Origin of the sequence: Nonomuraea sp. NPDC050536 (genome assembly GCF_044457685.1) — a bacterium.
Lineage (GTDB): Bacteria > Actinomycetota > Actinomycetes > Streptosporangiales > Streptosporangiaceae > Nonomuraea.
The window spans coordinates 46,152-58,369 of the sequence record NZ_JBITHD010000031.1 but is presented as its reverse complement, the minus strand read 5'-3'; the positions used below and the strand labels follow the sequence as shown (position 1 = coordinate 58,369).

Here is a 12,218-nt window from a genome sequence, read left to right as displayed (position 1 = left end):
ATGGGCGCGGGGTCCGTCGCGATTCACGGAGACAACGCCGGCGTCGTGATCACCCACGCCGCCGGCACACCGCTCGCCGCGGCGTTACGCGGCGCCGGCCGGCTCTTCGAAGACAGCGCCGCGATGACCGGCCGCGCCTGGCTCACCGAGCGGGTCGACGCGTTCCTGGCCACCCACCCTCGCGGCTACTTCCTCATCGAGGCCGACGCTGGCCTCGGCAAGAGCACCTACGCCGCATGGCTGGCCGCCGACCGCGACTATCCCCGCCACTTCACCCGCGAGGGAGGCGACGTACGGCAGGCCGCCACGGCCATCCGCAACCTCGGCGCCCAGCTCGTCGCCGGATACGGCCTGGACGAGCTGGCCCCCGGCGGCCTCCTGCCACCCGAGTCCGGCGGCACCGCCTGGCTCACCCGGGTACTCAGGGCCGCGGCGAGCCGCCGCCGCGTGGTGCTCGTGGTCGACGGCCTGGACGAGGCCGTGGCGACCGGCCACGACGTCCTCCCGCTCGGCCTGCCCGCCGAGCTGCCCGACGGCGTCTACGTGGTCGCCACGCTGCGTCCCGGCACGCCGCTGCCCGGGCTGCGGGAGCCGTACGAGATCTGCAAGTTCCGTCACCACCGCGAGGAGAACCTCGCCGACCTGCGCGCGCACGTCGAGGCCCTGGTGCGCACCCCGGAACTGGCCGCCAAGATCGACCAGGCGGGGCTGACCCAGAAAGCGGCCGCCGACCTGCTGGTGGACCGCAGCGACGGCGTGTGGGTCTACCTGCACTACGTCACCCAGGCCGGGGCGCTCGACCTTTCCCTGCCGCGGGGCCTGGAGGACTACTACGCCGCCGCGCTCGCCGGGCTCAACGAGTGGCTGCCCGTGCTGGCCACACTCGCCGTCGCCGAGGAACCCCTGGACGCCGACACACTCGTACGGCTGGCGGGCACGTGCGACGCCGACTCCGTGACCGACCTGCTGACGGGACCGCTTCGCCCGTTCTGCCGGGTCGAGGGCGACACCTTCGCCTGCTACCACGCCAGCCTGCGCGACTACCTGACAGGCGGGGGCGCGGGCATGGTCACGGACGCGCAGGAGTCACGCAGGAAACGCATGGCCAGGGCCACCCGCCAGGCCCACGACCGCATCTGCGACCACTACCTGTCGCTCCCCGAGGACCTCGGCTACGGCCGGCGCCACCTGGCCACCCACCTCATCGCCGCGGGCCGCGCCGATGACCTGCACCGGCTCCTGGCGGACCACGGCAACGCGTGGTTCCGGGTGCACGACGAGGCCGGTGACCTGGCCGGGTATCTCCGTGATGTCGCCCTGGCCCGCGAGGCGGCGGATTCGATCCCCCTGGAGATCCGCTATCGGCTGATCGAGGCGTGCGTCTCCTCTTCGGTCGCCTCACTGCCGACGAAGCTCATCATGGCCATGGTCGAGACCGAGCAGTTGACCGTCGCCCAGGCAGTGGAGCACGCCCGGCGCGACCCGTATCCGGCTCGCCGGGTCGAGCTGCTGGCAGGACTGCTGTCGCGCGCTCCGGCGGCCAACAGGGATGAGCTCTTCGCGGATGCCACGCGCGCGGCGGGATACCTCGACGCGCCCCTCTTCGCGGAGGCGGTCGTCGCGCTGCTTCCGCCGGCCGGGCCCGACCAGCGCGCGGCCCTGGTAGGGAGCGCCCTGGACAAGGGGTTGGCAAGCCGAAACGACCTGTCCTTGTGCCGCGTGCTGTGCCAGATCGGGCCGCTGCTGGACGACGGGCAGACGGCGCGCGCCATGAAGGCTCTGCTGTCCGGGGAAGGGCACAGCCGGATGTCGTACCCATGGCTGGCCATGTCGATCACCGCCCTTGCTCCCGCCCTCACCGGCGAGCTCGCCGCGCATGCGTTGGAGGCGGTTCTCGCTCCGCCGACCGTATGGATGGATACGCCTGAGGGCCGGATCGGAATGGAAAGGGCGAAGGCCATCGAAGTTCTCGCCCCCCGTCTCGGCGATCGGGCGCTGCACCGCGCTCTGGCCGCTGCCCGCGAGTTGCCCACATCTGACGCCCGGTTCGTCGCTCTGCTGGGACTGTCCGATCACCTACCGGAGCCGCTGATCGCCGAGGCGGTACGACTGCTCCCGGAGCTACGAGCGCCTGCTGCGCTGGCCCGGGCGATCCCCGTCGTGGCGGAATCCGAGCGAGCCTCTCTGGTGATCAGGGGGGTGGCGCACCTGCGATCCGGGTTCGGCGACCTGGCGGAACTCCTCGCCCATGTCCCCAGGGCGAAGCAGGAGCAGGCGGCCGCCATGCTCTTCCAGTCGCTGAACGAGTCCGACAAACCGCGGGCAGGGGATCTCAAGATCCTCGCTCCCTTCCTGCCGGCCGGACTCTTCGCACCGGCACTCGAACTGGCCAGGAGGATCGCCTCCAGTGAGGCCATGACCGCCCTGGCCATGGCCAGGCCGCCGGAGCACAGGCGGGCCCTGCTCTCCGGGATCCGAGCCGACGTCCTGGCCCATGGGGAGGGCTGGGATCCGAGCGAGGTCATGGCCGCCCTCGCCTGCCGTGCTCCTGATCCGCCGCGCGAAGCCCTGCTGGCCCGGATCCGCGAGGAGCCCGGCCTGAGCGATGGGGTGCTTGCCATGCTCGGGCCACGACTGGCCGACGCCATCGTGGCCGACATGGGCATCTCCATCTCCGCCGATCTCTTCGAGGTCCTGGCGCCCCACCTCTCCTGCCACAAAGCGGCGCTCCAGATCGCGAGGGCTCGTGACGACGCCGAGGATCGGCTCACGGCGCTGACGGCGCTCCTTCCGCATCTTCCCGCCCAGCTTCGAACCGGCGTCGCGCGTGAGGCACTCGATCTGGTCAAGGACGTGTGCGATCGCGACTGGCACCTGATGGAGCTGATCCCCGCTCTACCCGACGAGGCACTCGGCGACGCCGTGACACTGGCGCTCGCCTGCCATGGCCCGATGAACACGATCGACGCGCTCACCGCCCTGGAACCGCGGCTACCGGAGACCGTCTCTCCGCTGCTGGAGCCGATCCGGCACCTCAGGGCCGAGGCGCTCGACAAGGCGCGCGGCTACGCCTTCGTCCTGTCGCTCCCGCACGCCGCCCCGCATCTAGATCCACCCTCCCTCACCAGAGCGCTGGACAGGGCTCTCACCCTGGGCGAGCTCCAGGACCGAGTCAACGCTCTTCTCGCTCTGCTTCCCTACCTTCCCGAGGAGCAGCGGCAGGCCGCCGCCCGAGCGGCCGTGGATCCTCCGGCCTTGCCTGGTTCCGTGCTCTGGCACCCCATCGTCGAGCTGGCGGCGTCCGAGCATGTCACCGACATGGACACCCTGCTCGCCGACGCGGCGGACATCGCGCCGAAGGTACGCGCACAGGTCCTGCGGAAGCTGGTCCAGCGCCAGGACGCCGGGCCCGACACCCTGCCGCGCCACTGGCCGGACGGCATCACGCGCGAGGACGCCTTCCTGATCATCGCGGACGCGGCGCCATGGATCGAACGTTACTGCGGGCCCGACGGCATCGTGGCCATGATCGAGGCCGTGGAGGACGTCTCTCGCTGGTGGCCCTAAAGCACCCGTGTCAGGCGGGTCAGGGCCTCGGTGATCTGCTCGGGGGTCAGGTCGCGGTCGGTGCGCTGGTAGCGGTAGACCTCGGGGGCCAGCGGCGCCAGGAGGGTGTCCACCAGCGCGTCGGGGCCAGGGGTGCCCGCGGCGATCAGCAGCGAGCGGACGTGGACGCGCCAGAAGCCGTACGCGCCCGTCTCGAAGCGGGTCCGGCCCACCTCCGCGCCCAGGACCAGGTGGGCGTGGTTCTCCAGGAGTTCCACCATGGCCGCGTAGAAGGCGGCCAGGCGTTCGGCCGGGGGTGCGCCGGGGCCGAGCGGGGGATCTCCGCGGAGGAGCTCTTCCTGCAGGGCGCTCTCGTGCGCGTCGAGCAGCGCCACCGCGATCGAGGCCCGGTCCGGGTAGCGGCGGTAGAGGGTGCCGCGTCCGACCCCGGCCGCCTTGGCGATGTCGTCCATCGTCACGTCCTGCGGCGACCTGGCCGCGAACAGGTCCCCGGCGGCCTCCAGGATCCGTGCGCGGTTGCGCGCGGCGTCTGCTCTCTCCATGCACCCGAGTATATGTGGACACGGTGTCCGGTTATCGCTTAAGCTCACAACCGGACACCGTGTCCACATAAGGAGAGATCATGAGCAACCTCTTGCACCTCGACGCCAGCGCCCGCCGCAAGTCGTTCTCGCGCGAGCTGTCGCAGGCCTACGCCGCCACCTGGCGCGCCGCCCACCCCGACGCCGGCTACGTCTACCGCGACCTGGCGGCCGACCCCGTGCCCCACATCACGGAGGCCTGGACCGAACTGTGCGACTACGTGCTCGCCCACCAGATCACCGACATCTCCCGGTACGGCGAGGCCGTCCGCACCCCCGCCCAGGAGGAGGCGTGGAAGATGCTGAAGCCGCTGCTCGACGAGGTGGTGGCCGCCGACGTGGTGCTCATCGGGACCCCGATGTACAACTTCTCGATCCCATCGTCGCTGAAGGCCTGGCTGGACCAGATCACGTTCCCCAAGATGTCGCTGAAGGGCCGCTCGTTCGTGGTGACCGGCGCGCGGGGCGGCGCCTACGGCCCCGGCACGCCGCGCGAGCCCGTCGACCACGAGGAGCGCTACCTGCGCGACTTCTTCAAGGGCCACTTCGCGGTGGAGGAGGTCACGTTCATCCACACCGAGCTGACCAACTCCCTGCTCGACCCGGCCATCGCCCACCTTCGCGACAAGCACGAGCTGTCGCGCGAGGCGGCACTGGCGGAGGTGGCCCGGTGACCTGGCTCGTCCTCTTCCTCGCGGGGCTGGTGGAGGTGGCCTGGTCGCAGAGCATCAAGCCCACCCAGAACTTCACCAGGCCCGTGCCCACCATCATCTCGCTGGTCCTGATGGCAGCCGCGGTGTGGCTGCTGTCCTACGCGATGAACACGCTCCCCGTCGGCACGGCCTACGCCGTGTTCACGGGAATCGGCGCGGTCGGCGCGATCACACTGGGGATCCTGCTCAACGACGACCCGGTTTCGGTGGGCAGGATGGCGGCGCTCGCGCTGATTGTCGGAGGGATAGTGTTGGCGCGAGTTACCACCTGAACCAGGAGAAAGGGCCGCGAATGGGTGAGATCAGGGAGTCCTATCTTGTCGCCGCGTCCTCGGCCGTCGCGCTCCTGCGCGAGCCCGCCGTCGCCGCCGCGTGGGAGAAGCCGAGCGCGCTGCTGGAGTTCAGCGTCGCGGGGCTGGCGGGACACCTGGCCTACCAACTCGTCCGCGTGGACGCCCTGCTCCCCGGCACCGAGCGTGACGTCGACCCGATCCCGCTGCTCGAGCACTACACCCGCTCGGCCTGGGTCCAGGCGGGCCTCGACCACGAGAGCAACGTGGGCATCCGCCAGGCGGGCGAGGCGGCGGCCAGGCAAGGCCCTGCCACGGTGGCGGGCGGGGCCGAGTCGCTGCTGGCCGCCCAGCGGTCCGCGCTGCCGGCCGAGCCCGACGACCGGATCGTGCACATCGCCTCGTCCGGGTGGTCGCTGCGGCTGGACGACTTCCTGCTCACGCGGGTGATGGAGCTCGTCGTCCACTCCGACGACCTGGCCGCCAGCGTCGGCCTGGAGACCCCCGCCCTGCCGGCCGCCGTGATCGACCCGGTGGTCGACCTGCTGGCCCGGCTCGCCGTACACCGGCACGGCGCGACGGCCGTCATCAGGACCCTCAGCCGGGCCGAACGAGCCCCCGCCACCATCAGCGCCTTCTGACACCCCCCGGTTACGTCCCGTCTCGCCAGGATGGCGGGGCTGGGTGTCAGAGGTTGATCATGCGGAGGGCGGCGGCGACCTCGCGGCCCTTGAGGGCCGTGTCGGGGTCGATCAGCCATTGGCCCACCAGGCCCGTGAGCATGGCCTGGTAGAACGTGCCGACCAGGCGGGCCCGCTCGGGCTCGGCGGCCGGGTCGATGCCCTCGAAGAGCCGGGCCAGGCCGTACCGGGCCTCCAGGATGCCCTGGGCCAGCTGCTTGTGGACCTCCGGCAGGTGGTCGAGCTGGCTGACCAGCTCGAACTGGGTGATCCACAGTGGGCGCAGCCGGTCGAAGGAGGCGACGATCCGATCCCAGGCCGCCTCGAAGCGTTCCGCGGGCGTGGTGTCGGGGCGGATGTCGGCGGTCAGCGCGGTCTCCATCTCGTCGCCCCACTCCCGCATGACCTCGAACAGCGCCTCGTTCATCAGCGCGTCCTTGGACCTGAAGTGGTAGCCGATCCCGGCCAGGCTCACCCCTGAGGCGTTGGCGATGTCGCGCGCGGTCGTGCGCGAGAAGCCCTTCTCACGCAGGCACTTCTTCGCGGCTTCCAGGAGATCTTCGCGGTTACCCATGCCTCCAGAGTCTAACACGGATGTCTCAAAAGCTCGTCCTAGACAAGCGTCTAAGACTTCTGTACTGTTCTCGCCATGACGAACATCCTGATCTCCGGCGCGAGCATCGCGGGCACCTCCATCGCTTACTGGCTGCGGCGTCACGGCTTCACCCCGACGGTGGTGGAGCGGGCCCCCTCGATCCGCGAGGGCGGCTACAAGGTCGACATCCGCGGCAAGGCGCTCGACGTGGTCGAGCGGATGGGCATCCTGGACCGGGTCCGCGCCAGGAGCACGGACATGCGGGTCGCCACCCACTACGACGCCAGGGGCCGCAAGGTCGCGGCGATGGACGCGGACCTGTTCGGCGGGCGCGAGGGCGACGACGAGGAGATCATGCGCGGCGACCTCAACGAGATCCTCTACGACCTGACCCGCGACGAGGTCGAGTACCTCTTCGACGACTCGATCACGAGCGTCTCCGAGGACGGCCTGGTCACCTTCGAGCGCTCCCCCGCCCGCCGCTTCGACCTGGTCATCGGCGCCGACGGCGTGCACTCCAACACCCGCAGGATCGTCTTCGGCGACGAGTCGCGGTTCATCCGCGACCTGGGCTACCGCGTCTCGATCTCCACTGTGCCCAACACGCTCGGCCTCGACCGCGAGGAGGCGGTGCACGCGGCGCCCGGCCGTACCGCCAACATCTACAGCACCCGGCACGACACCAGCGCGAAGGCGCTGTTCATGTGGTCGTCCACCGAGCCCTACGACTACCGCGACGTGGCGCAGCAGAAGAGGCAGCTGGCCGAGGCCATGGCCGGTGTCGGCTGGAAGGTGCCGGAGCTGCTCGCGGCCGTGGGCGAGGCCAGGGACTTCTACTTCGACTCGATCAGCCAGATCCACATGGACCGCTGGTCGCGCGGGCGGGTCGCACTGCTCGGCGACGCGGCCTACTGCGCCTCCCCCGCCTCGGGGCAGGGCACGAGCCTGGCGCTGGTGGGTGCCTACGTCCTGGCGGGCGAGATCGCGTCACACGCCCGGATCGAGGACGCCTTCGCGGCCTACGAGCGCGAGATGCGGCCGTTCGTGGACAAGAACCAGAAGCTCGGCCCGGTCAACGTCAAGGGCATGGTCATCCCGTCAAAGTTCGCGATCTGGTTCCAGCTCCGGATGATCAAGCTGATGCCGCACATGCCCGGCCGCGACAAGATGATCGAGCGGGTCACCGGCCCCATCCGCGAGGCGGCCGTCGCCATCACGCTGAAGGACTACCAGGCCGGCCACCAGCGCACTCAGGCCTAGGTCGAAGGCCTGCATGGCGCCCTCGGGATGCGCACCTTCGAGAGCCGACGACAGCAACGGCACCTCGCGCCCGGCGGGATCGATCATGACGCTGGGCGCGACCATGTCGAGCGCCGACCCGATCGCGAACGACTCGATCGCCGTGAACACGGCGACCACCCGTACAGCGTGATCTTCCTGTGGACCAACGGCACTGGCATCCTGGGGGTGATGGTGCTGCAGGCGCTGGCGGCGCTGTCGGTGGTGGTCTTCTTCCGCCGCGACAGGCGGGGATACAGCATGATCCGCGTGCTCGTGGCACCGCTGCCGGCCTCCGTGCTGCTGGTGGTGATGATCTTCCTGGTCGTCAAGAACTTCGACCTGCTCACCGCGGCGTCCGCGACCGTGAATACGCTGCTCGTGCTGCCCGTGCCGATCGTCTTCGCGATCGGCGCCGTGCTGGCCGTGCGCATCCGCCGCCGCGACCCCGGACGTTACGCCCAGCTGACGACCGTCGATGTGGAGGAGACCGCGAGTGTCTGACCTGCTGTTCACCGGAGGCACGATCTGGACGGGCCACGACGTCACGCACGCGCTGTCCGTGCGCGACGGCCGGGTGTCCGCCCTGGGTGATGAGGCCGTACGGCGGGGCGGATCCGTGATCGATCTGGGTGGCGGCTTCCTGATGCCCGCCTTCGGCGACGGGCACGCGCACCCGCTGTTCGGCGGGCTCGAGGCGCAGGGGCCGCAGATCAAGCCGTGCGGGACCGTGGCGGAGATCGTCGCCGAGGTCGGGCGCTACGCCGCCGAGCATCCGGAGCTGGAGTGGATCGTGGGCGGCAGTTACGACCCGACGATCGTGCCCGGCGGCGAGTTCGACGCGCGCTGGCTGGACGAGGTGGTGCCCGACCGGCCGGTGGTGCTGCGGGCCTACGACTACCACACCGTGTGGTGCAACACCCCCGCACTCGAACGCGCCGGGATAGATCCGGACACGCCCGACCCGCGGCTCGGCTGGATCGTACGGCGGGCCGACGGGACCCCGATGGGCACCCTCCGCGAGTGGCACGCCTGCGACCTCGTCCTCGACCTGGTGCCCGCCAAGTCCCTGGACGACCTGGTAGAGGGCCTGGCCGAGGCGGGCAGGGCGATGGCCGCCGCCGGCATCACCTGGGTCCAGGACGCCTGGGTCGAGCCGTACATGGTGCCCGCCTACCTGGAGGCCGAGCGCAGGGGCGCGCTGCGGTTCCGCGCCAACCTGGGTTTCCGCGCCGACCCCGACCGCTGGCGTGACCAGCGCGCGGAGTTCACGGCGCTGCGCGCGCAGGTGGACGGGCACGAGCTGGTGACGGCCAACACCGTGAAGTTCTTCGCCGACGGGGTCATCGAGGGCGGCACCGCGGCCATGCTCGAGCCGTACACGGACGCCCCGCACTCCTGCGGCATGCCCGTCTGGGATCCGAAGGCGCTGGCCGAGGCCGTGGTCGCGGTCGACGCCGACGGGTTCCAGGTGCACATCCACGCCATCGGCGACGGCGGGATCAGGGCGGCACTGGATGCCGTGGCGCTCGCCGTACGGACCAATGAGCGGTGGGACCGGCGGCCGGTGATCGCGCACACGCAACTGGTGGATCCCGCCGACCTGGCGCGCTTCGCCGAGCTCGGAGTGATCGCGAACTTCGAGCCGCTCTGGGCGCAGCTCGACCCGCTGCAGACCGAACTGAGCGTGCCCAGGCTCGGGCAGCCGCGGGCCGACCTGCAGTATCCGATGGAGTCGCTGCGGGCGAGCGGCGCGGTGCTGTCGTTCGGCAGCGACTGGCCGGTCAGCTCGCAGGAGCCGCTGCTCGGCATCCAGATCGCCACGACCAGGCAGACCGTCGGCGGCTCGCCGCCGTGGACGCCGGATGAGCGCCTCGGGCTGGACGACGCGCTGCGCGCCTACACCTGGGGCGTGGCCTACCAGGCCTTCGCCGAGGACCGTCGTGGCACGCTGGCCGCGGGCATGGACGCCGACCTGGTGTGGCTGGGCCGTGACCCGCGCGAGGTGGAGCCGCTAGAACTGCGCCATGTCCGGGTGCTCGGCACGTGGCTGGGCGGCACGCGCGTGGCCTGACCGCGAGGTGCGGATCTGGCCCATCGTGGCGCGGCTGTCGCGGATGCTGCTGACCAGCACGTAGGCGACCAGCAGCAGCCCGAGGCACAGCGCGTCGATCCCCCACCAGGTCAGGTCGGCCAGGCGCAGGTTGCCGGCGACGTCGGCGTTCGAGCGGGTCCACCAGGTGACCGCGGCCACCACCCCGGTCCCCGCCAGCCAGGTCCACAGCCGCGGCAGGTCGCCGCCGCGGTGCAGCCTGACCCGCCAGGCCAGGAAGAGCGCGACCACGCCGAGCAGCGCGCACAGCCCGATGAGCCACCACGGCAGGCCGAAGGAGACGTGCTCGGCCGCCTGGCCCTTGACGGCCTGCAACTGCGCCTCGGCCTGCTGCTTGGCCGCGATCGCGGCGTCGAGCTGCTTCTTCAGCTCGGCCACGGCCTCCTTGCGCGCGGTGGGCGCCGGGGGCGTGGCGGCGTCGGTGGGCAGCATCCTGGCGACCACGGTGAGCATGATCGCGATGAACGACAGCGCCAGGATGATCGCCATGAACAGGTCGATGAAGCGCAGGTCGAGCGGCGGTGCGAAGGCCCTGGCGGCGCGCCGCCTCACGGCTCCCTCACCAGCGTGTACCGGTGCGGCCGGCTCTCCACCGCGCTCAGCTGCTCGACCGCGGTCCGCAGCGCGTCCAGGCCCTTGGTGAGCTCCTCGGTCCGTCCCCTGGACTGCGCCAGCTCCTGCATGAGCCCATGCATGGCGGGCCCGGCCTGTTTGGCGGGCAGGCGCGCCACGTAGGTCAGGAACACCTCGTCCGCCTCGACGACTGCCATCCGCTCGCCGCGCTCGACGAAGGCCATCAGGCCGAAGGCCAGCACGCTGAGGAACAGCGCGATCAGCGTGACGCCGAACGCGGAGGCCAGCTCGGGCAGCACCTGCGACTTCAGCGCGGTCATCAGCCGGGCGGGGCTGCCGTCACCGTCGAGCCCGTTGGCGAAGGAGGTGACCATCGCGGCCATGGTCAGCGCCGTGCCGATGAAGCCGAACACCGGCAGCGCCCAGATCAGCGCGTGGTCGAGATGGTGCTTGTTGGCCATCTCGCCCTCGTCCAGCGCCGACCTGGCGCTCAGCACCGCCTCGGCGTCGGTGCCCGCCTCGGCGGCCTCCTTGAACAGCGCCAGCCGCCGGCCGACGAGCGTGCCGGAGTCCGGGCCGACCGCCTGGATGTTGGCCCGCGCCCGCTTGATCGCCGCGTTCTCGCGCTGGATGTCCGGTACGGCTCGCACGATGCGCAGCACCGTCGTCAGGAAGACCGCGATGATCAGCATGACCACCAGTTCGGCGGCGATCGGCGCCGTGGTCGCTCCGACGGCCCTCAGCAGCGCGCCTATCGCGCCGGCCAGCATGAGCAGCGCCGAGACCACGACGGCCACCGCGGGTGCGAACAGCGAATGGCGCCACCCGAAACTTGACAATCCCTAACTCCGCTTCCACCCGCGATCAGTCAAGTCCTACCTAACCACATGCAAAGCAGACATGACGGGCTGTTACCGGATTGAGCTATTGGAATGAAGCGTTCCGTTCTGCTATAGTGGAACTAAGCGTTCCGTTCCAAAGCTTAAGGAGCTCGACATGACCATCCTCGTCACCGGAGCCACCGGTACCGTCGGCCGCCAGCTGGTCGAGCAGCTCGTCCGGTCCGGGCAGCAGGTCCGCGCCCTGACCAGGAACCCCGGCAGCGCCCGGCTCCCCGAGGGCGTGGAGGTCGTGGGCGGCGACATGGCCGACCCCGGCAGCCTCGAGCAGGCCTTCGAAGGCGTCACCGCGGCCCATCTGATCAACTTCGCGGGCGACGACTACCAGCCGCTGAAGAACGGCGAGCAGATCGTCGAGGTGGCAGCCGCCGCGGGCGTCAGGCGCATCACCGTGCTGGGCGGGCGCGCCGACGGGCCGCTGGAGCAGGCGCTGGCCGGAAGCGACCTGGAGTGGACGCTGCTCCAGCCGGTGGAGTTCATGTCCAACACGCTGAAGTGGTGGGCCGAGTCGATCAAGGCTGAGGGCGCGATCAGGGAGCCGTTCGGCGGGCGGCTGAGCGCGCTGGTCCACGAGGCGGACATCGCCGCGGTGGCCGCCACGGTCCTGACCGAGGGCGGCCACCACGGCGAGACCCTGACCCTCACCGGTCCCGAGGCCATCGCCACCAGGGACAAGGTGCGCATGCTCGCCGAGGCGGTCGGCCGCGAGATCCGCTTCGAGGAGCTCACCGAGGACCAGGCGAAGGCCAAGTGGCGGGCCGACGGCATGGGCGAGGAGACGATCGGCTTCCTCATCCAGGCCCTCGGCAACACCCCCGACATCGGCAAGACCGTCGTCTCGACGGTCGAGGACGTCACCGGTCGTCCCGCCCGCAGCTTCTCTCAGTGGGCCGCCGAGCACGCGGCCGCCTTCACCGCCTAGCTCGCGC

13 protein-coding genes are annotated in these 12,218 nt (G+C 70.8%); 9 read left to right on the top strand and 4 right to left on the bottom strand.

All coding sequences use genetic code 11. The annotated features are described in order from the left end of the window. On the top strand, nt 1-3,567 hold the full coding sequence (locus ACIBHX_RS47875) for a hypothetical protein (protein WP_397075138.1): 3,567 nt from the start codon (nt 1-3) through the stop codon (nt 3,565-3,567). Here the strand turns inward: ACIBHX_RS47875 and ACIBHX_RS47870 are convergent. Continuing rightward, nucleotides 3,564-4,109: a TetR/AcrR family transcriptional regulator gene (locus ACIBHX_RS47870; RefSeq protein WP_397075137.1), complete on the bottom strand. Its 546-nt coding sequence runs from the start codon at nt 4,107-4,109 to the stop codon at nt 3,564-3,566. The two genes, ACIBHX_RS47875 and ACIBHX_RS47870, sit on opposite strands and share 4 nt — an antisense overlap. Nucleotides 4,110-4,189: 80 nt before the next feature. Here ACIBHX_RS47870 and ACIBHX_RS47865 point away from each other — a divergent pair, with 80 nt between their 5' ends. Genes ACIBHX_RS47865 through ACIBHX_RS47855 form a run of 3 tightly spaced genes read left to right on the top strand, consistent with a single transcriptional unit; the run spans nt 4,190 to nt 5,792 of the window. Then, entirely contained in the window at nt 4,190-4,822 is a 633-nt protein-coding gene (locus ACIBHX_RS47865) for an FMN-dependent NADH-azoreductase (protein WP_397075136.1), read from the top strand. Then, nucleotides 4,819-5,133, top strand: a complete 315-nt coding sequence (locus tag ACIBHX_RS47860; RefSeq protein ID WP_397075134.1) for a DMT family transporter — start codon at nt 4,819-4,821, stop codon at nt 5,131-5,133. Before ACIBHX_RS47865 ends, ACIBHX_RS47860 begins: the two co-directional genes overlap by 4 nt. Nucleotides 5,134-5,153: 20 nt before the next feature. Further along, nucleotides 5,154-5,792, top strand: coding sequence for a maleylpyruvate isomerase N-terminal domain-containing protein (locus tag ACIBHX_RS47855; protein WP_397075133.1), 639 nt, complete (start codon nt 5,154-5,156; stop codon nt 5,790-5,792). A gap of 46 nt (nt 5,793-5,838) precedes the next feature. Here ACIBHX_RS47855 and ACIBHX_RS47850 read toward each other — a convergent pair whose 3' ends face one another. After that, complete coding sequence (locus ACIBHX_RS47850) at nt 5,839-6,405, bottom strand: TetR/AcrR family transcriptional regulator (protein ID WP_397075131.1); 567 nt, start codon at nt 6,403-6,405, stop codon at nt 5,839-5,841. A gap of 75 nt (nt 6,406-6,480) precedes the next feature. Between ACIBHX_RS47850 and ACIBHX_RS47845 the strand changes: the two genes are divergently transcribed. The 4 genes from ACIBHX_RS47845 to ACIBHX_RS47830 are packed head-to-tail and all read left to right on the top strand — an operon-like array spanning nt 6,481 to nt 9,778. Further along, nucleotides 6,481-7,686, top strand: a complete 1,206-nt coding sequence (locus ACIBHX_RS47845; protein WP_397075129.1) for an FAD-dependent monooxygenase — start codon at nt 6,481-6,483, stop codon at nt 7,684-7,686. A 13-nt stretch (nt 7,687-7,699) separates the two neighbouring features. After that, nucleotides 7,700-7,858, top strand: coding sequence for a hypothetical protein (locus tag ACIBHX_RS47840; protein WP_397075128.1), 159 nt, complete (start codon nt 7,700-7,702; stop codon nt 7,856-7,858). After that, nucleotides 7,855-8,208 carry a hypothetical protein gene (locus ACIBHX_RS47835; RefSeq protein ID WP_397075126.1) on the top strand — a complete coding sequence of 118 codons (354 nt, stop codon included), beginning with the start codon at nt 7,855-7,857 and terminating at the stop codon, nt 8,206-8,208. The genes ACIBHX_RS47840 and ACIBHX_RS47835 overlap by 4 nt, the downstream gene beginning before the upstream one ends. Further along, nucleotides 8,201-9,778, top strand: a complete 1,578-nt coding sequence (locus tag ACIBHX_RS47830) for an amidohydrolase (protein WP_397075124.1) — start codon at nt 8,201-8,203, stop codon at nt 9,776-9,778. The genes ACIBHX_RS47835 and ACIBHX_RS47830 overlap by 8 nt, the downstream gene beginning before the upstream one ends. Here ACIBHX_RS47830 and ACIBHX_RS47825 read toward each other — a convergent pair. Then, entirely contained in the window at nt 9,719-10,369 is a 651-nt protein-coding gene (locus tag ACIBHX_RS47825) for a hypothetical protein (protein WP_397075122.1), read from the bottom strand. The two genes, ACIBHX_RS47830 and ACIBHX_RS47825, sit on opposite strands and share 60 nt — an antisense overlap. Further along, nucleotides 10,366-11,229 carry a hypothetical protein gene (locus ACIBHX_RS47820; RefSeq protein ID WP_397075121.1) on the bottom strand — a complete coding sequence of 288 codons (864 nt, stop codon included), beginning with the start codon at nt 11,227-11,229 and terminating at the stop codon, nt 10,366-10,368. Before ACIBHX_RS47820 ends, ACIBHX_RS47825 begins: the two co-directional genes overlap by 4 nt. 157 nt (nt 11,230-11,386) lie before the next feature. Here ACIBHX_RS47820 and ACIBHX_RS47815 point away from each other — a divergent pair, with 157 nt between their 5' ends. Beyond that, nucleotides 11,387-12,211: an NAD(P)H-binding protein gene (locus ACIBHX_RS47815; RefSeq protein WP_397075119.1), complete on the top strand. Its 825-nt coding sequence runs from the start codon at nt 11,387-11,389 to the stop codon at nt 12,209-12,211. Nucleotides 12,212-12,218: the final 7 nt, after the last annotated feature.